The organism is Pseudomonas sp. P5_A12 (genome assembly GCF_056400685.1).
The window spans coordinates 1-23,699 of sequence record NZ_JBFUKU010000003.1; the positions used below are offsets into that span (position 1 = coordinate 1).

Genomic DNA, 23,699 nt, shown 5'->3' on the forward strand with positions numbered 1-23,699 from the left:
CATCGCGAGCAGGCTCGCTCCCACCTTGGGTGGGGTGTGTCAGTTACCGCTCATGGATCGCGAGCAGGCTCGCTCCCACCTTGGGTGGGGTGTGTCAGTTACCGCTCATGGACATAAGTGCCCGGCGCTGCTTCACCTGCGGTGTAGGTTTTGTTGCCCAGGCTGGCGGACGCTTTTTTCAACTTGCCGCCGCGCTCGGCTTGCCATGCCTGCCAGTGCAGCCACCAGGAATCGGTGTGCTTGGTGGAGTTTTCCTGCCACTCTTCGGCCTTGATCGGCATCTCGTTGCTGGTCATATAGCGTGATTTCGGGTTGCCCGGCGGGTTCAGAATGCTCTGGATATGCCCGCTGCTCGACAACACGAATTCGACCTTGCCACCAAACAGTTGCGCGGACTTGTAGCAGGACTTCCATGGGGTGATGTGGTCGGTGGTGCCCGCCAGGCAATAGATGTCGGCGGTGACCTGTTTCAGGTCAATCGGCGTACCGCACACTTCCAGTGCATTGGGGCGGATCAGTGGGTTACTTTTGAACATCTCGATCAGGTCGCCGTGGAACGCGGCCGGCAACCGTGTGGTGTCGTTGTTCCAGAACAGGATGTCGAACACCGGTGGTTCATTCCCCAACAGGTAGTTGTTGACCCAGTAGTTCCAGATCAAGTCGTTGGGGCGCATCCAGGCGAAGACTTTCGCCATGTCGCGGCCTTCCAGCACGCCGGCCTGATACGACTGGCGCTTGGCGGATTCCAGGGTTTGCTCGTCGACGAACAGGGCGACGTCGCTGTCCAGGGTGGTATCCAGCACGCTGACCAGCAGCGTCAGGGAGTTGACCTTTTTCTCGCCGATTGCCGCGTAATGGCCCAGCAGCGCGGTGCAGGTGATGCCACCGGAACAGGCGCCGAGCATGTTGATGTCTTTGCTGCCCGTGATGGCGCTGACCACATCGACCGCTTCCTTGAGCGCTTCGATGTAGGACGTCAGGCCCCACTCGCGCTGCTCCTTGGTCGGGTTGCGCCAGCTGACAATAAAGGTCTGCAGATTACTGCGCAGGCAGTGGCGCGCCAGGCTCTTTTCCGGGCTCAGGTCGAAAACGTAGAACTTGTTGATCTGTGGCGGCACTACCAGCAGCGGGCGCTCGAACACTTGCTCGGTGGTTGGCTTGTACTGGATCAGTTCCAGTACGTCGTTGCGGAACACCACGGCGCCTTCGGTCACAGCCAGGCTCTTGCCGACTTCGAATGCGCCCATGTTGACCTGGCTCGGCATGCCGCCGTTGTGCACCATGTCTTTGGCCAGATGCGAGAGGCCGTCGAGCAGGCTTTTTCCGCCTGTTTCGAAGAAGCGTTTGACCGCCGCCGGGTTGGCCGCCGAGTTGGTCGGGGCCATGGCTTCGGTCATGAGGTTGATCACGAAGTGTCCGCGAGCGACATCTTTGGGCGACAGATTACTGTCGCCGATCCACTCGTGGAGTTCCTTTCGCCACGCCAGGTAGGTTTGCAAATAACGTCGATAGAGCGGGTTCTGAGTCCAGGCCGGATCGTTGAAGCGACGGTCTTCAGGTGTCGGTTGAAGTGCCGATTTGCCGAACACCACATTCTTCAGTTCAAGACCGAAATGGGCGACATGCTTGGCACTGTGAATCGGTTGTTTGATGGCCTGTCTGAGCACCATGCGAGCAGAAGCCAAAAGATCCTTACCGCGCAGCCCAACGACTGGATTCAGCCCCAAGGTGTTTTCCGAGGCTTGTGATTTCAAGTCATCGTTATTCTTATTACTCATCTACGACGCTCCATTGCCCTGAGACGAGTACCTGGGGCTGACTGAGTAGTCAAAAAGCCAATGCCAGGTACTACAACTTGGGAGACCGATAATTCTGCATCGCTGCTTTTTAGTTCAGAGAGCATTGCAGGGAACTTGCCAGTTCCATTGGTTACCCGAGTTTAATTTTTTTCGCAAGCAGGCCATTCATTGGCCTTTGAGCCGAGCATTCAAACAGATGAAATTAGAAAATGCCTTCTAAAGACCAAGAAGGCCGATTTAGAGCATCAGCTTGACGATGGATTCGTTCGGGTCGCGGGTTTTTCCGGCGGCTTTGAGCTCGGCAAGATAGTCTTCCCAGAGTGCGTCATAACGTCGCGCCAGCTCGTACAGGTATTCCCAGGTGAACAGGCCGCTGTCGTGGCCGTCGTCGAAGGTCAATTTCAGTGCGTACTGACCGGCCGGTTCTACCTTGGTCAGGCCGACGTTGATCTTGCCAAATTGCAGGATGGGTTTGCCGTGGCCCTGGACCTCGGCGGAGGGAGAATGCACGCGCAGAAACTCGGCGGGCAGGTGATATTCCTCGCCGGACGCGTATTTCAGCGACAGGGTTTTCGAGGCTTTGTGCAGTTTGATGTCGGTGGGAATCATAAGAAAAGCCTTCAGCTGCAAGCTACAAGCGGCAAGCTTAACTCAGCTTGCCGCTCGCGGCTTGCGGCTTGCAGCTCTACAGAATGTAGCGGGACAGGTCTTCGTTCTGCGCCAATTCGCCCAGGTGGCTGTTGACGTAGTCGGCGTCGATCATGATCACCTTGCCGTCATGGGCGCTGGCCAGATCACCGGCGCTGAATGACACCTCTTCAAGCAAACGCTCAAGCAAGGTGTGCAGGCGACGGGCACCGATGTTCTCGGTCTTCTCGTTGACCTGCCAGGCGATCTCGGCAATGCGCTTGATCCCGCTCGGCTGGAACTCGATGCCCAGGCCTTCGGTTTTCAGCAGGGCGCAGTATTGCTCGGTGAGCGATGCATGGGGCTCGCTGAGAATGCGCTCGAAATCTTCCGGCGTCAGCGCCTTGAGCTCGACACGAATCGGCAGACGGCCTTGCAGCTCAGGCACCAGGTCACTCGGCTTGCTCAAGTGGAACGCGCCAGAAGCAATGAACAGGATATGGTCGGTCTTGACCATGCCCAGCTTGGTGTTGACGGTGCAGCCTTCGATCAGCGGCAGCAAGTCACGCTGTACGCCTTCACGGGACACATCGACGCCGCCGGAATTACCACGCTTGGCCACCTTGTCGATTTCGTCGATGAACACGATACCGTGCTGCTCAACCGCTTCCAGCGCCTTGGCCTTCAGCTCTTCTTCGTTGACCAGGCGACCGGCTTCTTCGTCACGTACCAGTTTCAGCGCTTCCTTGACCTTGATCTTGCGGCTTTTCTTTTTGCCCTTGCCCATGTTGGCGAAAAGGCTCTGCAACTGGTTGGTCATTTCTTCCATGCCCGGTGGCGCGGAGATGTCGACGCCGGACATTTCCGCGACTTCGATTTCAATCTCCTTGTCGTCCAGCTGACCTTCGCGCAGGCGCTTGCGGAACAGCTGGCGGGTGTTGGAATCAGCCGACGGCGCAGCGTCTTCGTTGCCAAAACCCATGCGTGCCGGTGGCAGCAGGGCATCGAGAATGCGCTCTTCGGCAGCATCTTCGGCGCGGTGGCGCACCTTGGTCATTTCCTGTTCGCGCAGCAGCTTGATTGCAGCGTCAGCCAGGTCACGAATGATCGATTCAACGTCGCGGCCCACATAGCCGACTTCGGTGAACTTGGTCGCTTCGACTTTGATGAACGGCGCGTTGGCCAGCTTGGCCAGGCGACGGGCGATCTCGGTTTTACCGACACCGGTCGGGCCGATCATCAGGATGTTCTTGGGCGTTACTTCAACGCGCAGCTCTTCCGGCAGCTGCATCCGGCGCCAGCGGTTACGCAGCGCGATGGCGACAGCGCGCTTGGCATCGTCCTGGCCGATGATATGGCGATTGAGTTCGTGGACGATTTCACGGGGAGTCATGGACATAGTATTTAGCGGACCTCAAGCAAGAATGAGCCGTGGCGCAATGGCCAACACGGGCTTACTCGGCGCAGTCCTGCTCCTCAATGGTCTGGGTGTGATTGGTGAATACGCAGATGTCGGCGGCGATGCCGAGGGCGGTTTCGACGATCTCCCGGGCCGACAGATCGGTTTTCTTCAGCAGCGCGCTGGCTGCGGCCTGGGCATAACCGCCGCCGGAACCCATGGCGATCAGGCCTTCCTCGGGTTCGACCACGTCGCCATTGCCGGTGATGATCAGGGATGCATCTTTGTTGGCGACCGCGAGCATGGCCTCGAGGCGGCTGAGAGAGCGGTCGGTGCGCCATTCTTTGGCGAGTTCGACGGCAGCGCGAACCAGGTGACCTTGATGTTTCTCAAGCTGGCCTTCGAAACGTTCGAAGAGGGTGAAGGCGTCAGCGGTGGCCCCGGCAAAACCGGCGATAACCTGGCCGTGGTACAGGCGGCGAACTTTCTTCGCGTTGCCTTTCATCACGGTATTGCCGAGAGAAACCTGGCCGTCGCCGCCCATGACGACTTTGCCGTGGCGGCGAACTGAAACGATGGTGGTCAAGGGAGAGTCTCCACGCTGTGGGGCGAAAATGCCTTATGCCAACTCATATGGGGGTGGTGGAGCGTATTTCAACTGTAGGACGCTGCGGGAGACGAGCGGTGTGAATCTGTGAGGGATGATCGTTCCTACGCTCTGCATGGGAATGCCTCTAGGGACGCTCCGCGTCCAGTGACGCGGAGCGTCACGGGCTGCATTCCCACGCGGAGCGTGGGAACGATCAGATGACGCAGAGTTCCTGCCGGAAATCAGCGGCTTTGGCGTTGTTGTAACAACAGGTTGCTAAACCCGGCACCGGCCAGTTGTTTCTGAGCAGTGGTCAGTTGTTCGCGGTTGCTGAACGGCCCGACCAAAACCCGATACCAGGTTTCATCCTTCACCGTGCCGGACTCAACCGCCACCGCCTGACCCAGCAGAATGATCTGCGCCCGAACCTTGTCTGCGTCAGTTTGCTTGCGGAACGAACCGGCTTGCAGGAAGAACTTGGTCACTGGCGCCGCTTTCGACACCGGTGGTGCTGGCGGTGGCGTAATCCCGGCCAGTGCAGCCTGAGCCCGCGCGGTATCAATCTTCGCCGCTTCCGCAGGCGTCACCGGCGTGGTCGGAATCGCCGGCACTTGCGGTGTCGGCAGGGTCTTCTCCGGCACGGCATCCGGCGGCACAATCACTTCCGATTCCGGCAGCAGAGTGTAGAAGTCGTATTTCGGCTTCACCGGTTGCGTCGGGCTCGGCGGGGTCTTGTTGGCCTCGGCGATCTTGGTGGCTTTCTGTTGCTGCTCCACCTTCTCGCGCTTGACCGTGTCGCTGCCCTTGCCGGGTTCCAGTTTCATCAGGAAGACGATGAACGCGCCAACCGTCAGGCCGATGGCCATCCACAGCCAGCCCGGGATCGGCTGTTTTGCAGGAGCTTGGTAACGGCTGGCGCCACGCTTGGGTGCAGGTTTTTTCTTGGCAGCCAACTTACATACGCTCCAGAGTTTCCAGACCCAAGAGTTCCAGGCCTTGCTTGAGAGTGCGGCCGGTCAGCGCGGCGAGGCGCAGGCGGCTCTGCATTTGCGCCGGGGTGTCGGCGCTGAGGATCGGGCAGTTCTCGTAGAAACTGGAGAACAGGCCGGCCACATCGTACAGGTAGGTGCAAAGAATGTGCGGCGTGCCTTTGTCGGACACGTTGTTCAATATTTCGCCGAACTGTGCCAGTTTGGCGGCCAGTTCCTGTTCGTGGACGGCTTCCAGCACGATCTGGCCTTCGACTTCGGTGAAGTCCTTGCCCAGTTTGCGGAACACGCCGGCGACGCGGGTGTAGGCGTACAGCAAGTACGGTGCAGTGTTGCCTTCGAAGTTCAGCATCAGGTCGAAGTTGAAGCTGTAGTCGCTGGTGCGGTGCTTGGACAGGTCGGCGTATTTCACAGCGCCAATGCCAACGACCTTGGCGATGTTGCGCAACTCGTCATCGGCCAGCTCCGGGTTCTTGTCCTTCACCAGGGTGTACGCACGCTCCTGGGCTTCGGTCAGCAACTCGATCAGCTTCACGGTGCCGCCATCGCGGGTTTTGAATGGACGGCCATCTTTACCGTTCATGGTGCCGAAGCCCATGTGTTCCATTTCCATCGGGTGCGTCACGAAACCGGCCTTGCGCGCCACGGCGAACACTTGCTGGAAGTGCAGGGCCTGGCGCTGGTCGACGAAGTACAGCACGCGATCCGCCTTGAGTTTGCCGCTGCGATAACGCACGGCCGCCAGGTCAGTGGTGGCGTACAGGTAGCCGCCGTCAGCCTTGACGATGATCACCGGCAGCGGGTCGCCATCGGCGTTCTTGAACTCGTCGAGGAACACGCACTGGGCGCCATTGCTCTCGACCAGCATGCCGGCGGCCTTGAGGTCGTTGACCACGTTGATCAGGTCGTCGTTGTAGGCGCTTTCGCCCATCACGTCGGCCATGGTCAGTTTGACGTTCAGCAGCTCGTAGATTTTCTGGCAGTGAGACAGGGAAATGTCTTTGAACTTGGTCCACAGCGCCAGGCAGTCCGGGTCGCCGGCTTGCAGCTTGACCACCAGGCCACGGGCGCGATCAGCAAACTCTTCGGATTCGTCGAAGCGCTGCTTGGCCGCACGGTAGAAGTTTTCAAGGTCCGACAACTCATCGCTGGTGATCGGGTTTTCTTGCAGGTAGGCCATCAGCATGCCGAACTGGGTGCCCCAGTCGCCCACGTGGTTCTGACGGATCACCTCGTCGCCGAGGAATTCCAGAACCCGTGCCACGCCGTCACCGATGATGGTCGAGCGCAAATGGCCGACGTGCATTTCTTTGGCGAGGTTCGGTGCCGACAAATCGACCACAGTGCGCTGCACCGGACCGGCCTTGCGCACGCCGATTTTTTCGTCGGCCAGCGCGGCATCCAGGCGAGTAGCCAGGGCTTCTGTGTTCTGGAAGAAGTTCAGGAAGCCCGGGCCGGCGATTTCGGTTTTGCTGACGTTTTCATCAGCCGGCAGCGCGGCGATGATTTTCTCAGCCAGGTCACGCGGCTTCATGCCGGCCGGTTTGGCCAGCATCATAGCGATGTTGCTGGCGAAGTCGCCATTCTTCTTGTCGCGGGAGTTTTCCACCTGGATCGCCGGCGACAGGCCTTCAGGCAACACACCTTCGTTGACGAGTTGGGTGATGGCTTGTTGGATCAGCTGGCGAATGGTGTCTTTCATGGTGGTCTCTTTCGACCGCAAGCGCGGTACGCGCTTCGATGCGCTGGTGGAAAAACTGGGCATTATCCGTGGCGAAGACGGGCTTGCCAACTATAGCGGGCAGGTTATGGATATGTGGTGACCATTTAGCCGCTATCGCTAGCAGGCTTGCTCCCACCCTGATCAGATGAACGCCACAGATCTCCTGTGGGAGCTAGCCTGCTAGCGATGGCGGTCTCTGCATCAATACAAATCGACAGGATCGACATCCAGGGACCAACGCACCGCTCGTCCACTTGGCATCTGCTCCAACACCAGCAACCAACTGCTCAACAACCGATGCAGTGGTGCCCGAGCCGTGGCCTGCAACAACAACTGTGCACGATAACGTCCGGCGCGGCGCTCCATCGGCGCGGGCACCGGCCCCAGCAGCTCGATCCCRGTCAGGCCTTGCTCGGCCAATAAACGCTCAGCCTCGCTGCACGCTTCATCAAGAAACCCTTCCGCTTGCCCCGGTTTGTGCGCTTCGGCCCGCAGCAGCGCCAAATGGGCAAACGGCGGCAATCCGGCGGAGCGGCGTTCGCTCAGCGCCTGCTCGGCAAAGGCGAAATACCCTTGTTCGGTCAGTTGCACCAGCAGCGGATGGTCCGCCAGGTGCGTCTGGATGATCACTTTGCCCGGCTCTTCCGCCCGCCCCGCACGACCGGCCACCTGAACAATCAACTGCGCCATGCGTTCGCTGGCACGGAAGTCGCCGGAGAACAGCCCGCCGTCGGCGTCGAGAATCGACACCAGTGTCACCCGTGGGAAGTGATGCCCTTTGGCGAGCATTTGTGTGCCCACCAAAATGCACGGCTGGCCTTTTTGAATGGTGGCGAACAACTGATTCATTGCGTCCTTGCGCGACGTGCTGTCACGGTCGACCCGCAGCACCGGAAAGTCCGGGAATAAAATCGCCAGCCGTTCCTCGGCGCGCTCGGTACCGGCGCCCACGGGCCGTAAATCGACTTTGCTGCATTTTGGGCATCGCCGGGGCACGCGTTCGACGTAGCCGCAATGGTGGCAGCGCAGCTCGCCGGAGCGCTGGTGCACGGTCATCCGCGCATCGCAGCGCTGGCATTCAGACATCCAGCCGCAGTCGTGACACAGCAGTGTCGGCGCAAAGCCGCGGCGGTTGAGGAAGACCAATACTTGCTGGCCGGCGGCCAGTGTCTGGCCGATGGCTTGTTGCATCGGCCCGGAAATGCCGCTGTCCAGCGGCCGACTTTTTACATCAAGGCGCAGGAAGCGCGGTTGCTTGGCGCCGCCGGCCCGTTCGTTCAGCCGCAGGAGACCGTAACGGCCGGTGTAGGCGTTGTGCAGGCTTTCCAGTGACGGCGTGGCGGAGCCGAGGACGATGGGGATGTTTTCCTGTCGGGCACGGACCAATGCCAGGTCGCGGGCGTGATAGCGCAAACCTTCCTGCTGTTTATAGGAGCCGTCGTGTTCTTCATCAATGATGATCAGACCGGGGTTCTTCATTGGCGTGAACAACGCTGAGCGGGTGCCGATAATAATGTCGGCGTCACCGTCCCGGGCCGCGAGCCAGGCTTCGAGGCGTTCGCGATCATTGACCGCCGAGTGAATCAAGGCGATGCGCGCATTGAAGCGTTGTTCGAAGCGCGCCAGGGTTTGCGGGCCGAGGTTGATCTCCGGGATCAGTACCAGCGCTTGTTTGCCAGCCTCAAGGGTTTCGCGGATCAGCTGTAAATAGACTTCGGTCTTGCCGCTGCCGGTGACGCCGGCCAGCAAAAACGCGTGATAGCTGTCGAACCCGGCGCGAATTGCTTCATAAGCCGCGCGCTGCTCCGGATTGAGCGGCAATTCCGGTTGCGCCAGCCAGTGCTCGTGACGCGCTCCGGGCGCATGTTTGCGGATTTCTACCTGGACCAGATCTTTGGCCAGCAACAAATCCAGGCTGTCTTTGCTCAGCATCAGTTTGCTCAGCAATTGATGAGCAACGCCGTGGGGGTGCTGGGCCAGCGTCGCCAAGGCTTCGCGCTGACGTGGCGCCCGGGCAATGCGCGGATCATCCAGGCTGGCGCCCGGCGCGGCAGACCAGAAGCGTTCCTGGCGCGCTTCGGCCAGTTCGCCCTGACGCAGCAACACCGGTAGCGCCCAACTCAAGGTATCGCCGAGGCTGTGTTGGTAATACTGGGAGGTCCACAGGCACAGCTTGAACAGCGCCGGTGGCAGCGGCGGCGTGGCGTCGAGCAGGGCCAGCGCGGGTTTGAGCTTTTCCGCCGGCACTTCACTAGTATTGGTGATCTCCACCAGAATCCCGATCATTTCCCGCCGTCCGAACGGCACTCGCAGGCGCATGCCCGGTTGCAACTGGGCGCGCAAGATTCCGGCCGGGGCACGGTAATCGAACAGGCGGCGCAGCGGCGAAGGCAGGGCGAGGCGCAAAATGGCGTCGGGCACGCGGGGGGGTCTCAATCAGCGGAAAATAACCAGCAGGTCTACGACCTGTGGGAGCGAGCCTGCTCGCGAATRCGGTGTRTCAGTCAACATTTTCGTCGTCTGACACACCGYATTCGCGAGCAGGCTCGCTCCCACAGGGACGGCGTTCAGGGTCGGGAGCCTAGCAGACGGTCGGTAGAAGCGACAGCTTGCGCGATTGGCGATGTCTGGTAGAATCCGCGGCCTAATTACGTGCGGTATTCAACAATAGTGTTGAGTGGCGGCACGCTAGCCTGAGGAATCATCATGAAAGCCGATATCCATCCAACATACGAAATCACCGCAGTTACCTGCAGCTGTGGCAACAAGTTCGAAACTCGTTCGAACCTGGCCAAGCCTCTGGCGATCGACGTATGCAACGAGTGCCACCCGTTCTACACCGGTAAGCAGAAGACTCTGGATACTGGCGGTCGTGTACAGCGCTTCGCAGACCGTTTCGGCGCTTTCGGCAAGAAAGCTCCAGCTGCTGCAGAGTAAGGTTGAAGGGCCCGATGGGCTTTTCCTTGCTGTTGAAAAAGGCGTCCCTTGCGGGCGCCTTTTTTGTGTCCGCGATTTGGCTGGCCGGCGCCCAGGCTTTCTGCCCGACGCCGAGCGGGCTGACATCGGTTACGGTGCAGCGGGTGGTGGATGGCGACACCTTGCGCCTGAGCGATGGCCGCAGTGTGCGCATGATTGGCTTGAATACGCCGGAATTGGCCAGGCAGGGCCGTTCCGGCGAGCCGTTTGCCGTGGTCGCRCGCAACCGTCTTGAAGCGCTGGTGGCGGCCAGCGATGGGCGCGTCGGTTTGCTGCCGGGTAAAGAAAACAAGGATCGCTACGGCCGCACGCTGGCCCATGTCTATGGCGCCGACGGTGCCAACTTCGAAGCGCAGATGCTTGCCGAAGGCCTGGGTTTTCAAGTGGCGATCGCACCCAATGTCGATTTAGTCAGCTGCCAGCAAGCCGCCGAACGCAGCGCCCGGGAGGCCGACCTTGGCGTGTGGCGCCAATCCCCTGTACTGAAAACGGAGCAGATCAGCGTTTCTGGTTTCGCTGTGCTCAGCGGTCGTGTGAGCAATGTTCAGCGCAATCGCGGTGGGATTTGGATCGAGTTGCAAGACTCGGTTGTATTGCGTGTTGCACCCAATGTGCTCGGGCAATTCGATGTCTCTGCGCTGGAAAAGCTCAAGGGCAAGCAGATTGAGGCGCGTGGCTGGGTGCAGGACCGCTCGCGTCACGGCGGATTAAAACCCGGGCAGGCCCGTTGGCTTCTGCCGCTTACCGATCCGTCCATGTTGCAGGCGGCGCAGCAAGAAAAATTGTAGACATTTTTGTTGTCGATTGTGAACAGTGAACCCCTTGTGTTCCGTGGCTCTTGGCCCAAAGTCGTAAGGCCGGGCGCTTGACAGGGGTGACTGGTCAGTCTTGTGGGGATTTTGCGAGGCGCGTATCCTCGCTGACCAGTCTGTCCAACAGTAAAAGCGGAATGCCAAAATGTCTGATCTGAAAACTGCCGCTCTCGAATAYCAYGCCMATCCTCGTCCAGGRAAGCTGAGTGTCGAGCTCACCAAGGCCACCGCTACCGCTCGCGACTTGTCGCTGGCTTACAGCCCCGGCGTAGCCGARCCRGTACGCGAAATCGCCCGCGATCCTGAACTGGCCTACAAATACACCGGCAAGGGCAACCTGGTGGCAGTCATTTCCGATGGCACCGCCATTCTCGGCCTGGGTAACCTCGGCCCATTGGCCTCCAAGCCTGTGATGGAAGGTAAAGGCGTGCTGTTCAAGCGCTTCGCCGGCATCGACGTTTTTGACATCGAAGTCGACTCCGAAAGCCCGCAAGCCTTCATCGACACCGTCAAGCGCATCTCCATCACCTTCGGCGGCATCAACCTGGAAGACATCAAGGCGCCAGAGTGCTTTGAGATCGAACGCGCTCTGATCGAGCAGTGCGACATTCCGGTATTCCACGATGACCAGCACGGCACCGCAATCGTTACCGCGGCCGGCATGATCAACGCCCTGGAAATCGCTGGCAAAACCCTCGCTGACGCCAAGATCGTTTGCCTGGGCGCCGGTGCGGCCGCCATCTCCTGCATGAAATTGCTGGTGAGCATGGGTGCCAACATCGAAAACATCTTCATGGTTGACCGTACCGGCGTGATCCACTCCGGCCGTGACGACCTGAACCAGTACAAGGCAGTCTTCGCTCACGCGACCGACAAGCGCACCCTGGCTGACGCGCTGGCGGGTGCTGACGTGTTCGTTGGCCTCTCCGGCCCGAACCTGCTGAGCGCTGAAGGCCTGAAGTCCATGGCGGCCAACCCGATCGTGTTCGCGTGCTCCAACCCGGATCCGGAAATCTCCCCGGAACTGGCTCACGCCACCCGTGACGACGTGATCATGGCGACCGGCCGTTCGGACTACCCGAACCAGGTCAACAACGTACTGGGCTTCCCGTTCATCTTCCGTGGTGCCCTGGACGTTCGCGCCAAGCGCATCAACGAAGAAATGAAAGTGGCTGCGGCCAACGCCCTGCGCGAACTGGCCAAACTGCCAGTGCCTCAGGAAGTGTGCGACGCCTACGGCGGCATCAAACTGGAATTCGGCCGTGAGTACATCATTCCGAAACCAATGGATGCCCGTCTGATCACCTTGATCTCCGATGCCGTGGCCAAGGCTGCTATCGAGACCGGCGTGGCGACCCTGCCGTATCCGAAGAACTACCCGCTGAAAAGCGTGGATGACGTGTTCAACGGATAAAAACAGCCGCCCATAAAAAACCCAGCCTGGTGCTGGGTTTTTTTATGGGCTTAGAGCGGCAAGCTACAAGCTGCAAGTTAAAAGCGATGCGCATGGCTCTCGCTTCTGCTTGTGGCTTGCAACTTGAGGCTTGTAGCTGCTTCTCTAGAACAAATCGATCGGCGCCGCTTCATCCGCTGGCAGCGGACTGCCCGGTACGCTGCCGTTACCCAACTCATTCATCGATGGTGGTGTGTCTTCGGCTTTGAACAGTTCGAAGTACGCGCCTGGCGTGCCTGGGCTGGCGGCGCGACCGCTGATCGGGTCGACCCGCAGGCTCAGAATGCCTTCAGGCTCTGGCTGCGTATGCGGCGGCTTGTCTTTAAGGGCGGCAGCCATGTAGTTCATCCAGATCGGCAGCGCGACGGTACCGCCGAACTCCTTGCGACCCAGGCTTTCAGGCTGGTCGAAACCGGTCCAGACGGTGGTCACGTAATCGGCGTTATAGCCGGAGAACCACGCATCCTTGGATTCGTTGGTCGTACCGGTCTTGCCCGCGATATCACCACGTCCAAGGGCCAGAGCGCGACGGCCGGTACCGAGCTTGATCACATCCTCCAGCATGCTGTTGAGAATGTAGGTCGTGCGACCATCGATGATGCGCTCGGCAACGGCAGGCGTTGGCGGTGCAATGCCCGGCATGGCGGGTGTCTCGGCCGGGGTAGCATTGACCGTAAATGGCTGCGCGGCCGGTGCAGCAATGCCGCTGGTCGCTACGTCGCCCTGAGGAACGCTCGGCGGGTTGGCGACGAACAGCGTGTCGCCGTTGCGGCTTTCGATCTTGTCGATGATATACGGGGTGATCTTGTAGCCGCCGTTGGCGAAGGTGCTCCAGCCGGTGGCGATCTCCATCGGTGTCAGGGTCGCGGTGCCTAGCGCCAGCGACAGGTTGGGCGGCAGGTCCTGCTTGTTGAAGCCGAAGCGGGTGATGTAGTCGATGGTCTTGCCGACGCCCATCGCTTGCAGCAAGCGGATCGACACCAGGTTACGCGACTTGTACAACGCCTCACGCAGGCGAATCGGGCCGAGGAAGGTGTTGGTGTCGTTCTTCGGGCGCCAGACCTTGTCCAGGTATTCGTCGACAAACACGATCGGCGCGTCGTTCACCAGGCTGGAGGCGGTGTAGCCGTTATCCAGTGCTGCGCTGTAGACGAACGGCTTGAAGCTCGAGCCTGGCTGACGCTTGGCCTGCATGGCGCGGTTGTAATTGCTCTGTTCGAAGGCGAAACCACCGACCAGCGCACGAATGGCGCCGTTCTGCGGATCCAGTGAAACCAGCGCGCCTTGCGCCTGTGGGATCTGGCTGAATTTCAGCATGTTGTCCGGCTGACGCTGCACGCGAATCAAGTCACCGACCTGAGCCACATCCGACGGCTGCTTCGGATTGGGCCCCATGCTGTTGGTGTTCAGGAACGGGCGCGCCCATTTCATGCTGTCCCAGCTGACGTGTCCTTCACCGGCGCGGGTCATCACTTGCAGGCCGTTCTTGTCGACCTGAGTGACAATGGCGGGTTCAAGGCCGTTGATGGTGCGTTGCTTGGTCAGCTCGGTTGCCCAGGCCTCACGGGTCTTGCCCGGCAGGCGTGACTCGGGGCCGCGATAGCCATGGCGTTGGTCATACGTGATCAAGCCATCGTGAACGGCGGTGTTGGCCATTTCCTGCAGATTGCTCGGCACGGTCGTGGTTACGCGAAAACCTTCGGTGTAGGCGTCGCTGCCGTAGCGGCCGACCATTTCAKCCCGGGCCATTTCGGCGATGTACGGCGCATTCACTTCTGGCGTCGGGACGTGATAGCTGGCGTTCAGCGGCTCGTTGATCGCCGTGGTGTACTCGGCTTCGGTGATTTTCCCCAGCTTGTACATGCGCCCCAGAATCCAGTCGCGACGCTCTTTGCTGCGAGCCGGGTTGGCCAGCGGATTGAATCGCGAAGGGGCCTTGGGCAGGCCGGCGATCATCGCCATCTGGGCGAGGCTGACATCCCGAATCGATTTGCCGTAATAGACCTGCGCCGCTGCCTCGATGCCGTAGGCGCGGTTGCCCAGGTAGATCTTGTTGACGTACAGCTCAAGGATTTCGTCCTTGGTCAGCTGCCGTTCGATCTGCAAGGCCAGGAGAATTTCGGTGGTTTTGCGCGAGAAGCTGCGTTCGCTGGTCAGGAAGAAGTTCTTCGCCACCTGCATAGTGATGGTGCTGCCACCGGACTGGATGTGTCCGCTTTTGACCAATTGAGTGGCGGCCCGCATCAGGCTGCTGGGATCGACGCCGTAGTGATTGGCGAAATTGTCGTCTTCAGCACTTAGTAACGCATTAATGAAGTTGGGGGGAATGTCGGCGAAACGGATCGGAGTGCGGCGCATTTCGCCAAACTCTGCGATCAACTTGTCATCGCTGCTGTAGACCCGCAAAGGAATCTGCAACTGGATGCTTCTCAGCGCCTCCACGGAGGGTAATCCGGGACTAAGGTAGAGAAAGGCGCCGCTTAGACCCAGGAGCAGTCCGCAGAAAACGGCGACGATGGACCAACCGAAAAATTTCAGCAGACGAATCAAGGCTTTTGGACATCCAGGGCAAAGAATGAATGAGGCATCAGGGTTCAGATAAACAGGGAACAGCCCGCGCTTGAAGTAAAAACCGGAAAAAAACGCTGGGCATTATAAGCATTTTTCCGCAGGGAGCGTCATTGGCGCTTCTGTCAAGACGGGAGGTAATGAACGCAACGGATATTACAGAGTCCGTAAGACACGGAAAGTCATAGGGAATTGGTAGTGCTAGGACTCTTCAATAAAAAAGCCAACATGCTGTTGGGGATCGACATCAGCTCGACGTCGGTAAAGCTTCTGGAACTGAGCCGCCAGGGTGGCCGCTATCGGGTCGAGGCGTACGCTGTAGAGCCGTTGCCCGCTAATGTAGTGGTCGAAAAAAACATCGCCGAACTCGAAGGCGTCGGGCATGCGCTCGCTCGTGTGCTGCTCAAGGCCAGAACCAGCCTGAAGAACGTAGCGGTGGCAGTGGCCGGCTCGGCGGTGATCACCAAGACCATCGAGATGGACGGCGGTCTTTCCGACGACGAGTTGGAAAACCAGCTAAAGATCGAGGCCGATCAGTACATCCCCTATCCGTTGGATGAAGTCGCCATCGACTTCGAAGTCCAGGGTGTGTCCGCGCGTAACCCCGAGCGGGTGACGGTACTGCTGGCCGCCTGTCGCAAGGAAAACGTCGAAGTTCGTGAAGCGGCCCTGGCCCTGGCCGGCCTGACCGCGCGCGTGGTCGATGTCGAGGCCTATGCACTGGAGCGTTCCTTCGGGTTGCTATCTTCGCAATTGRCCGCCTCTGCCGAGCGACTGACGGTCGCGGTGGTGGACATCGGCGCGACCATGACCACCCTCAGCGTGCTGCACAACGCAAAGATCATCTACACCCGCGAGCAATTGTTCGGTGGTCGGCAACTGACCGAGGACATTCAGCGCCGTTATGGCCTGACGGTCGAACAGGCGGGGCTGGCGAAGAAGCAGGGCGGTTTGCCGGACGACTACGCCAGCGAAGTCTTGCAACCATTTCGCGAGGCGCTGGTGCAACAGGTTTCACGCTCGTTGCAGTTCTTCTTTGCCTCTGGCCAGTACAACAAGGTCGATCACATTCTGTTGGCCGGTGGCACAGCGTCGGTGTCGGGGCTTGATCGGTTGATCGAGCAGCGCCTGGGCACGCCGACTCTGGTGGCCAACCCGTTCTCCAACATGGCCTTGAGCAGCAAAGTCAACGCCGATGCCCTGGCCAGCGATGCGCCGGCGTTGATGATTGCGTGCGGGCTCGCCCTCAGGAGTTTCGACTGATGGCGCGGATCAATCTTTTACCCTGGCGCGAGGAGCGGCGAGAAGAACGCCGCAAGCGCTTTCTGGTGGCATTGATTGGCGTGGTGGTGTGCTCCGTGGGGGCGGTGCTGGTCGCGGATCAACTCCTGAGCGGTGCCATCGATCAGCAAGTTGCCCGTAACGATTACATCGCTCAACAGATTGCAGTGGTCGACGAGCGGATCGCACAGATCAGTGATCTGAAGGCCCGTCGGCAGCAGTTGGTCGAACGCATGCGCATCATCCAGGACTTGCAAGGCAACCGGCCGATCAGTGGCCGGATCTTCGATCAATTGGCGCGTGCGTTGCCGGACGGTGTGTATTTCACTGAAGTGAAAATGGTCGGCAAAACCCTGTCCATCAATGGCGCTGCGGAGTCCAACAATCGTGTGTCGGATTTGATGCGCAATCTGGATGCGTCCGATTGGTTCGATGCCCCAAGTCTTACAGAGGTCAAAGCGACGACCGCCGGTCAGCTGGATCAGGCCAACGTCTTTCAACTGATCGTTCGTCTGACGCAGCCCGCTGCCGTGGAGGACGATCAATGAGCCCGTCCCGATGGCTGGAAGGGCTGCGCAATGTCGATATCAACGATCTGGACACCAGCAACATGGGTTCCTGGCCGCCGGTGTTCAGGGCGATGACGGGTGTTCTGCTGATGATGCTGGTGTTGGCGCTTGGGTATGCCTTTTACCTCAGTGACCTGGAAGGCCAGCTCCATCTCAGGCGCGAGGAAGAGTCGACTCTCAAGGAGCAGTTCGCGACCAAAGCCCGCATGGCCGCGAATCTGCAGCTGTACACCCGGCAAATGAAGGAGATGGAGGTCTCCTTTGGGCTGCTACTGCGGCAATTGCCCGGCGACACCGAGGTCCCGGGTCTGCTGGAGGACATTACCCGCACGGGCCTCGGCAGCGGGCTGGAGTTCGAAGAGATCAAGCTGCTGCCGGAAGTCACCCAGCCGTTCTACATCGAACTGCCGATCCAGATCACGGTAACCGGCGCCTACCACGACCTGGCGACCTTCGTCAGTGGCGTGGCCGGGCTGCCCCGGATCGTGACGCTGCATGATTTCGACCTTGCGCCGGCCAATCCTGAAGGTGGTCCGAAGTTGCGCATGAGCATCCTCGCCAAGACCTATCGCTACAACGACACCGGGGTGCAGGAATGAGCCCGGTCCGCTGTTTATCGATGGTGTTGTTGTCCGCCAGCCTGACCGCATGCGGCAGTGGCAACGATGTCGGCGACCTGGATGCCTACATGAACGAAATGCGCCTGCGTGCCCCGGGCAAAATTGAACCAACGCCCTCATTTCGGTCTTACCCAACGTTCACCTACAGCGCCGCCAACCTGAGAAGCCCGTTTTCCCGACAGGTCCGAGTGGATCTGTCCGGGCAGAAACGCGGTTCGCGCAACGTCACCCCGGATTTCAATCGGGTCAAGCAATACCTTGAAGGGTTCAACATCGAGCAGTTTGAAATGGTCGGCACGATCTCCAATGCCTCCGGCTCCTTTGCTCTGTTACGCGGAGCGGGCGGGGTGCATCGGCTGAAAGTCGGCGATCACCTGGGGCGTAACGATGGACGGATCGTCGCCATCAGCGGCTCACAAGTCGATGTTGTCGAAATCGTCCCAGATGGCGAGGGTGCCTGGCTGGAGCGACCACGGACCCTTCCTTTGAAAGAGCACTCATAGTGGAACTCGAATAATGAACAGGACTTTCTCAACCCTCGGTATTTCGCTATGGATAGCGATGATGTCTCCGATGGTGCTGGCGACCAACCTCAAAGCGCTGGATGTTGCCGCGCTGCCGGGTGATCGCATCGAGTTGAAGTTGTCTTTCGATGGGCCGCCCCCTGCGCCCCGCGGTTACACGACCGAACAGCCGGCGCGAATTGCGCTGGACCTGCCCGGTGTGGTCAGTCTGTTGGCGAGCAAACATCGCGACCTGGGCGGCGGCAATGCCCGCAGCGCAACGGTGGTGGAAGCCAAGGATCGCACGCGGCTCATCATTAACCTGATGGAGTTGACTCCGTATAGCGCGAAGGTCGAAGGCAACAATTTGTTGGTGGTGATCGGGCAGGGGGGCAATGGCAAGGCATTGCAACCGGTGGTGAGCGCGCCCCGCGTCGAGATGACAACCCCGGCGCCGGCAAAAATGACAAAGTCCATTCGCGGCGTCGACTTCCAGCGCGGTACCCAGGGCGAAGGCAATGTGGTCATTGATTTGTCGGATCCTTCCATTGCCCCGGACATCCAGGAGCACGAAGGCAAGATCATTCTCGGTTTTGCCAGAACCCAATTACCCGAAAAGTTGCGCGTGCGACTGGACGTCAAGGATTTCGCCACCCCGGTGCAATTCGTCAATGCCAGCGCCACGGGCGACCGGGCCACAATCAGTATCGAGCCCGGAGGCACCTTCGATTATTCGACCTATCAGACCGACAACAAGCTGACCGTCAGCATCCGGCCGATGACCCCCGACGATCTGCAAAAGCGCAATGCAGAGCGCTTCGCCTACACCGGCGAAAAACTCTCGCTGAACTTTCAGGACATCGATGTACGTTCGGTGCTGCAACTGATCGCCGATTTCACCAACCTCAATCTGGTGGCCAGCGACACCGTGCAGGGCGGCATCACCTTGCGGTTGCAGAACGTGCCGTGGGATCAGGCGCTGGATCTGGTACTGAAAACCAAAGGGCTGGACAAGCGCAAGATCGGCAACGTTCTGCTGGTGGCGCCGGCCGATGAAATCGCTGCCCGGGAACGTCAGGAGCTGGAGTCACAGAAGCAGATCGCCGAATTGGCACCATTGCGTCGAGAGCTCTTGCAGGTCAACTACGCCAAGGCCGCCGACATCGCCAAGCTGTTTCAGTCGGTGACCAGTGCCGAGGCGAAAGCCGACGAGCGTGGGTCGATCACGGTGGATGAACGGACCAACAACATCATTGCCTACCAGACCCAGGACAACCTCGATGAACTTCGCCGCATTGTCATGCAACTGGACATTCCGGTGCGTCAGGTGATGATCGAAGCGCGAATCGTCGAAGCCAACGTCGACTACGACAAAAGCCTCGGTGTGCGCTGGGGTGGTTCGGTGCAGAACAAGGGCAACTGGAATACGTCCGGGGTCAGCAATGGTTCGTCGACCATTGGTACACCGGGCAGTGGCGACACCAACTCGCCGTTTGTCGACCTGGGGGCGGCTGGTAGTACGTCGGGCATCGGCATCGCCTTTATCACCGACAATGTGTTGCTGGACCTGGAGCTGACGGCAATGGAAAAAACCGGCAACGGTGAAATCGTCTCGCAGCCCAAGGTGGTCACGTCCGACAAGGAAACCGCGAAAATCCTCAAGGGCACGGAGATTCCCTACCAGGAAGCCAGCTCCAGTGGCGCGACCTCGGTGTCCTTCAAGGAGGCTGCTCTGTCGCTGGAAGTGACCCCGCAGATCACCCCGGACAACCGGATTATCATGGAGGTAAAAGTCACCAAGGACGAGCCGGATTACCTGAACATGGTGCAGGATGTACCGCCGATCAAGAAAAACGAGGTCAATGCCAAAGTACTGGTCAATGACGGCGAGACCATCGTCATTGGCGGAGTTTTCTCAAATACTCAAAGCAAGGTTGTAGATAAGGTGCCATTTCTCGGCGATGTGCCGTATCTTGGCCGCCTTTTCCGGCGTGACGTGGTTTCGGAGAAAAAATCCGAGCTGCTGGTGTTTCTCACTCCGCGTATCATGAACAATCAGGCGATTGCTGTGAGTCATTGATTCTGTGCGAAATTTGATTCTTGTTGGACCGATGGGCGCTGGTAAAAGCACCATCGGCCGGTTGCTGGCCAAAGAGCTGCGCCTGCCGTTCAAAGATTCCGATAAGGAAATTGAATTGCGCACGGGCGCCAATATCCCGTGGATTTTCGATAAAGAAGGCGAACCGGGCTTTCGTGACCGCGAGGAGGCGATGATTGCCGAGTTGTGCGGCTGCGATGGCGTGGTGCTGGCGACTGGTGGTGGCGCGGTGATGCGTGAAGCCAATCGTCGGGCGTTGCATGCCGGTGGTCGGGTGGTCTACTTGCATGCTTCCGTCGAGCAGCAAGTGGGTCGTACTGCCCGTGACCGCAATCGTCCCCTGTTGCGTACCGCCGATCCGGCCAAGACCCTGCGGGATCTGCTGGCGATCCGCGATCCGCTTTATCGGGAAATCGCCGACCTGGTGGTTGAAACCGATGAGCGGCCGCCGCGGATGGTAGTGCTCGACATTCTCGAACGCTTGCAACAGCTACCGCCACGTTAATGCGCGGCGCGAAATGCGCTATCCTCGGCGTCCTGTCATGACTGCTCAAGGTTGCGGCGGATGGCTACTGAACGGCATTACACCAGCAGGCACCGTGGACATTCGATAACTCAAGGCAGGACGCCTGATTTCATCTTCATTGTGGGGACACATGCAGACACTCAAGGTCGATCTAGGCGAGCGCAGCTACCCGATTCACATTGGCGAAGGTTTGTTGGATCAGCCTGAGCTGCTGGCCCCGCATATTCGCGGACGGCAAGTAGCAATCATCTCCAACGAGACCGTTGCACCGCTCTACCTCGAGCGTCTGAACCGCAGCCTGGCACAGTTCTCGGTGATTTCCGTGGTGCTGCCTGATGGCGAAGCCTTCAAGACCTGGGAAACCCTGCAACTGATTTTCGACGGCCTGCTGACCGCACGGCACGACCGCCGCACCACCGTGATCGCTCTTGGCGGCGGTGTGATTGGTGACATGGCCGGGTTTGCTGCCGCCTGCTACCAGCGCGGCGTTGATTTCATTCAAGTGCCGACCACGTTGCTGTCGCAAGTCGACTCCTCGGTGGGCGGCAAGACCGGTATCAACCATCCGCTGGGCAAGAACATGGTCGGCGCGTTCTATCAGCCGAACGTGGTGCTCATCGATACCGCGACCCTCAATACCCTGCCGGCCCGCGAACTGTCCGCCGGGCTTGCGGAAGTCATCAAGTACGGGCTGATCTGCGACGAGCCGTTCCTGACCTGGCTCGAAGAAAACGTTGATCGCCTGCGCGCCTTGGACCAGGTCGCCCTGACCTACGCCATCGAGCGCTCTTGCGCCGCCAAGGCTGCGGTAGTCGGTGCCGACGAAAAAGAGACTGGTGTTCGTGCCACATTGAACCTCGGTCACACGTTCGGCCATGCCATTGAAACCCATATGGGCTATGGTGTCTGGCTTCATGGTGAGGCCGTTGCTGCTGGCACCGTGATGGCGTTGGAAATGTCGGCCCGTCTGGGCTGGATCAGTGAACAAGAGCGTGATCGCGGTATCCGCCTGTTCCAACGCGCAGGATTGCCGGTGATCCCGCCTGAAGAGATGACCGAAGCCGATTTCCTTGAACACATGGCAATTGACAAGAAAGTGATCGACGGTCGTTTGCGCCTGGTGCTGCTGCGCCACATGGGCGAAGCGGTGGTGACCGACGATTATCCGAAAGAGGTTTTACAGGCCACGCTGGGAGCGGATTACCGCGCCCTGGCTCAGCTTAAAGGTTAATAAGATCCCGATGACTAGTTTGCATGCCGACGAGGCGTTCCTCGGCCATTACCAGTTGAGTCATGACCCTTTTGCTCCACGGGTGCCTGGCTTCAAATTTTTCCCGGCCCAGCGCAAACCGGTGCTGGGGCAATTGCATCACCTGGCTCGCTATAGCCAGTTGCTGCTGGTGGTCACAGGCCCGCAAGGCAGTGGCAAGACCCTGTTGCGTCAGGCCCTGGTGGCCAGCACCAACAAGCAGTCGGTGCAGAGCGTAGTCGTGTCCGCTCGCGGTGCTGGCGATTCGGCTGGCATCTTGCGTCAGGTCGCTCAATCGCTGAACGTCGAACAGGCCGAGACCGGCGCCATCCTGGCGCAAGTGGTGCAATTGGCGTTGACCGGCCAGGAAGTCTACTTGCTGGTGGATGACGCCGAACAACTCGACGAATCCGCGCTCGAAGCCCTGATGGCCCTGGCCGCAGGCGCACCGGAAGGTCGCCCGCATGTGTTCCTGTTTGGCGAGACGTTGCTGATTGCTCAGCTTGAGGCGCTAAGCCTTGAGGAAGAGCGTTTTCATGTCATCGAACTGCAGCCTTACACCGAAGAAGAAACCCGCGAATATCTGGACCAGCGGCTCGAAGGCGCCGGCCGGGGTATCGAACTTTTCACCGCGGATCAGATCTCTGATATTCACGAAAGCTCCGACGGTTGGCCTGGCAACATCAACCAGGTTGCCCGCGATGCAATGATCGAAGCCATGATTGCCAGCCGCTCAGCGGTGAAGCGTCCAAAAATGGGGTTCAACATGCCGAAGAAACACGTATTGGCGATTTCCGCCGTAGTCGTGGTCGCGGTAGCCGCCGCTTGGTTGATACCAGGTCGCAGCAAGGCGCCGACGACGGGTGCACCTGCCAACGAACAGGCAAAGCTGCCGCTCGGTCAGGGTTCGCCACAGCCTGACGGCGGTGCGCCTTCCGTCGAATTCGCCGGTAACTCGCAGCCGATGCCATTGCCGCTGGTCGGCAACTCGCAACCGGTCATGCGCGGTCCGTTGGCTGAAGCCGCCGGTGGCATCACCGAAGGCGACGATGGCGTGCCGGTCGCGGGTTCCAGCGCCACACCGCCTACTGTGACCACCGTCGCGCCGCCAGCGGGCATTCAGCCGGGGCCAGCGCCGACACCGGCCACCAAGCCTGTTCCTGCGCCGACTCAGGTCGCCACCGCCAAGCCAGCCCCGACTGCACCTGCCGCGAAGCCGGTTCCAGCGCCAGCCAAGGTTGCCGTCGTCGCTGCTGCCGCCAAGCCTGCCGAGAAGCCAGCCCCATCAGCCAAAGCCACTGGCGGCACCTGGTACGCCGGGCAACCTACGAGCAATTACGTGGTGCAGATTCTCGGTACCAGCTCGGAAGCGTCTGCGCAAAACTTCGTGAAAGAGCAGGGTGGCGAGTACCGTTATTTCAAGAAAGTGCTCAACGGCAAGCCGCTTTACGTCATCACCTACGGTAACTTCGCCAACCGCGATGCAGCCGTTACCGCTATCAAGGCCTTGCCAGCGAAGGTTCAGGCTGGTAAACCTTGGCCACGCACTGTCGCCAGCGTCCAACAGGAACTGGCAACAACTCGCTGAAGATTCGGCGGCCTTACCCAGGCCGCCTCTCCCGGCACCTCAAAATTTCTACAAGTGCATGCCGCCTGTACAGGCCGCGTGCCTTGTGGTGTCTGCGTCACAGTAGTCTTTGAGTCGTTGCGGTCAGAATTAAAAAAGTTTTGACTAGCACAGCGGATCGTTTTAAACCTTTCACAAATGCGACATGGATTTGCGACAGTTCGTCGTCAAATTTGTGGGCGTAAGTGTCGGTGTGTACAATGACCTCCCTTTTGCCCCCGCAAAGCTGGCATACGTTCGGCGCGGATGGTAACTGATTGAATTGAAAAGAAATTTGCCTCGATAAGGGGC

Annotated in this window: 20 protein-coding genes; 12 read left to right on the forward strand and 8 right to left on the reverse strand. The window is 59.5% G+C overall.

All coding sequences use genetic code 11. The features are described from left to right. Positions 1 to 98: 98 nt before the first annotated feature. From phaC to argS, 6 genes are all read right to left on the reverse strand, one after another. Entirely contained in the window at positions 99 to 1,778 is a 1,680-nt protein-coding gene (gene phaC, locus AC1DSG_RS00830) for a class II poly(R)-hydroxyalkanoic acid synthase (RefSeq protein ID WP_477789151.1), read from the reverse strand. Between the two features lie 258 nt (positions 1,779 to 2,036). Continuing rightward, positions 2,037 to 2,408, reverse strand: coding sequence for a gamma-butyrobetaine hydroxylase family protein (locus AC1DSG_RS00835; RefSeq protein ID WP_477789152.1), 372 nt, complete (start codon positions 2,406 to 2,408; stop codon positions 2,037 to 2,039). Between the two features lie 76 nt (positions 2,409 to 2,484). Beyond that, complete coding sequence (hslU, locus tag AC1DSG_RS00840; RefSeq protein WP_477789153.1) at positions 2,485 to 3,825, reverse strand: ATP-dependent protease ATPase subunit HslU; 1,341 nt, start codon at positions 3,823 to 3,825, stop codon at positions 2,485 to 2,487. A 55-nt stretch (positions 3,826 to 3,880) separates the two neighbouring features. Continuing rightward, positions 3,881 to 4,411 carry an ATP-dependent protease subunit HslV gene (gene hslV / locus AC1DSG_RS00845; protein WP_046031180.1) on the reverse strand — a complete coding sequence of 177 codons (531 nt, stop codon included), beginning with the start codon at positions 4,409 to 4,411 and terminating at the stop codon, positions 3,881 to 3,883. A gap of 245 nt (positions 4,412 to 4,656) precedes the next feature. Continuing rightward, a complete protein-coding gene (locus tag AC1DSG_RS00850; protein ID WP_007948953.1) occupies positions 4,657 to 5,367 on the reverse strand; it encodes an SPOR domain-containing protein in 711 nt (236 codons plus the stop codon). A gap of 1 nt (position 5,368) precedes the next feature. Continuing rightward, positions 5,369 to 7,105: an arginine--tRNA ligase gene (argS, locus tag AC1DSG_RS00855; protein ID WP_477789154.1), complete on the reverse strand. Its 1,737-nt coding sequence runs from the start codon at positions 7,103 to 7,105 to the stop codon at positions 5,369 to 5,371. Here argS and AC1DSG_RS00860 point away from each other — a divergent pair. After that, a complete protein-coding gene (locus tag AC1DSG_RS00860; RefSeq protein WP_263597834.1) occupies positions 7,104 to 7,226 on the forward strand; it encodes a hypothetical protein in 123 nt (40 codons plus the stop codon). The genes argS and AC1DSG_RS00860 overlap by 2 nt on opposite strands. A 101-nt stretch (positions 7,227 to 7,327) precedes the next feature. On the opposite strand, the gene AC1DSG_RS00865 is transcribed toward AC1DSG_RS00860, so the two are convergent. Beyond that, the gene (locus AC1DSG_RS00865) at positions 7,328 to 9,547 is read right to left on the reverse strand and encodes a primosomal protein N' (RefSeq protein ID WP_477789155.1); all 2,220 of its coding nucleotides are present in this window, start codon (positions 9,545 to 9,547) and stop codon (positions 7,328 to 7,330) included. A gap of 285 nt (positions 9,548 to 9,832) precedes the next feature. Here AC1DSG_RS00865 and rpmE point away from each other — a divergent pair, with 285 nt between their 5' ends. The 3 genes from rpmE (at position 9,833) to AC1DSG_RS00880 (ending at position 12,328) form a co-directional block, all read left to right on the forward strand. After that, the gene (gene rpmE, locus AC1DSG_RS00870) at positions 9,833 to 10,063 is read left to right on the forward strand and encodes a 50S ribosomal protein L31 (protein ID WP_007899231.1); all 231 of its coding nucleotides are present in this window, start codon (positions 9,833 to 9,835) and stop codon (positions 10,061 to 10,063) included. A 14-nt stretch (positions 10,064 to 10,077) separates the two neighbouring features. Beyond that, a complete protein-coding gene (locus AC1DSG_RS00875) occupies positions 10,078 to 10,890 on the forward strand; it encodes a thermonuclease family protein (RefSeq protein WP_477789156.1) in 813 nt (270 codons plus the stop codon). A gap of 169 nt (positions 10,891 to 11,059) precedes the next feature. Continuing rightward, entirely contained in the window at positions 11,060 to 12,328 is a 1,269-nt protein-coding gene (locus tag AC1DSG_RS00880) for a malic enzyme-like NAD(P)-binding protein (protein WP_477789157.1), read from the forward strand. Positions 12,329 to 12,472: 144 nt separating this feature from the next. On the opposite strand, the gene AC1DSG_RS00885 is transcribed toward AC1DSG_RS00880, so the two are convergent. Next, complete coding sequence (locus tag AC1DSG_RS00885; protein ID WP_477789203.1) at positions 12,473 to 14,914, reverse strand: penicillin-binding protein 1A; 2,442 nt, start codon at positions 14,912 to 14,914, stop codon at positions 12,473 to 12,475. A 219-nt stretch (positions 14,915 to 15,133) separates the two neighbouring features. Here AC1DSG_RS00885 and AC1DSG_RS00890 point away from each other — a divergent pair, with 219 nt between their 5' ends. From AC1DSG_RS00890 to AC1DSG_RS00925, 8 genes are all read left to right on the forward strand, one after another. Then, positions 15,134 to 16,198 carry a pilus assembly protein PilM gene (locus tag AC1DSG_RS00890; protein ID WP_477789158.1) on the forward strand — a complete coding sequence of 355 codons (1,065 nt, stop codon included), beginning with the start codon at positions 15,134 to 15,136 and terminating at the stop codon, positions 16,196 to 16,198. After that, complete coding sequence (locus AC1DSG_RS00895) at positions 16,198 to 16,764, forward strand: PilN domain-containing protein (protein ID WP_477789159.1); 567 nt, start codon at positions 16,198 to 16,200, stop codon at positions 16,762 to 16,764. The genes AC1DSG_RS00890 and AC1DSG_RS00895 overlap by 1 nt, the downstream gene beginning before the upstream one ends. After that, positions 16,761 to 17,384, forward strand: coding sequence for a type IV pilus inner membrane component PilO (locus AC1DSG_RS00900; RefSeq protein ID WP_477789160.1), 624 nt, complete (start codon positions 16,761 to 16,763; stop codon positions 17,382 to 17,384). Before AC1DSG_RS00895 ends, AC1DSG_RS00900 begins: the two co-directional genes overlap by 4 nt. Further along, positions 17,381 to 17,908 (forward strand): pilus assembly protein PilP, encoded by a 528-nt coding sequence (locus AC1DSG_RS00905; RefSeq protein WP_477789161.1) that lies wholly within the window; start codon positions 17,381 to 17,383, stop codon positions 17,906 to 17,908. The genes AC1DSG_RS00900 and AC1DSG_RS00905 overlap by 4 nt, the downstream gene beginning before the upstream one ends. Before the next feature lie 13 nt (positions 17,909 to 17,921). Continuing rightward, positions 17,922 to 19,988 (forward strand): type IV pilus secretin PilQ, encoded by a 2,067-nt coding sequence (locus AC1DSG_RS00910; protein ID WP_477789162.1) that lies wholly within the window; start codon positions 17,922 to 17,924, stop codon positions 19,986 to 19,988. A gap of 4 nt (positions 19,989 to 19,992) precedes the next feature. Further along, positions 19,993 to 20,511: a shikimate kinase AroK gene (gene aroK, locus AC1DSG_RS00915; protein ID WP_223519958.1), complete on the forward strand. Its 519-nt coding sequence runs from the start codon at positions 19,993 to 19,995 to the stop codon at positions 20,509 to 20,511. Between the two features lie 151 nt (positions 20,512 to 20,662). Further along, positions 20,663 to 21,763 carry a 3-dehydroquinate synthase gene (gene aroB / locus AC1DSG_RS00920; protein ID WP_477789163.1) on the forward strand — a complete coding sequence of 367 codons (1,101 nt, stop codon included), beginning with the start codon at positions 20,663 to 20,665 and terminating at the stop codon, positions 21,761 to 21,763. Between the two features lie 10 nt (positions 21,764 to 21,773). Next, the gene (locus AC1DSG_RS00925) at positions 21,774 to 23,369 is read left to right on the forward strand and encodes an AAA family ATPase (RefSeq protein WP_477789164.1); all 1,596 of its coding nucleotides are present in this window, start codon (positions 21,774 to 21,776) and stop codon (positions 23,367 to 23,369) included. Positions 23,370 to 23,699 lie beyond the last annotated feature (330 nt).

Excerpts from the sequence above, each read along its gene's own strand:
- AC1DSG_RS00835 (WP_477789152.1), bottom strand. The coding sequence starts at position 2,408 with ATGATTCCCACCGACATCAAACTGCACAAAGCCTCGAAAACCCTGTCG.
- AC1DSG_RS00895 (WP_477789159.1), top strand. The coding sequence starts at position 16,198 with ATGGCGCGGATCAATCTTTTACCCTGGCGCGAGGAGCGGCGAGAAGAA.
- hslU (WP_477789153.1), bottom strand. The coding sequence starts at position 3,825 with ATGTCCATGACTCCCCGTGAAATCGTCCACGAACTCAATCGCCATATC.
- rpmE (WP_007899231.1), top strand. The coding sequence starts at position 9,833 with ATGAAAGCCGATATCCATCCAACATACGAAATCACCGCAGTTACCTGC.
- aroB (WP_477789163.1), top strand. The coding sequence starts at position 20,663 with ATGCAGACACTCAAGGTCGATCTAGGCGAGCGCAGCTACCCGATTCAC.
- phaC (WP_477789151.1), bottom strand. The coding sequence starts at position 1,778 with ATGAGTAATAAGAATAACGATGACTTGAAATCACAAGCCTCGGAAAAC.
- AC1DSG_RS00905 (WP_477789161.1), top strand. The coding sequence starts at position 17,381 with ATGAGCCCGGTCCGCTGTTTATCGATGGTGTTGTTGTCCGCCAGCCTG.
- argS (WP_477789154.1), bottom strand. The coding sequence starts at position 7,105 with ATGAAAGACACCATTCGCCAGCTGATCCAACAAGCCATCACCCAACTC.
- AC1DSG_RS00925 (WP_477789164.1), top strand. The coding sequence starts at position 21,774 with ATGACTAGTTTGCATGCCGACGAGGCGTTCCTCGGCCATTACCAGTTG.
- AC1DSG_RS00860 (WP_263597834.1), top strand. The coding sequence starts at position 7,104 with ATGGTGGTCTCTTTCGACCGCAAGCGCGGTACGCGCTTCGATGCGCTG.
- AC1DSG_RS00900 (WP_477789160.1), top strand. The coding sequence starts at position 16,761 with ATGAGCCCGTCCCGATGGCTGGAAGGGCTGCGCAATGTCGATATCAAC.
- AC1DSG_RS00910 (WP_477789162.1), top strand. The coding sequence starts at position 17,922 with ATGAACAGGACTTTCTCAACCCTCGGTATTTCGCTATGGATAGCGATG.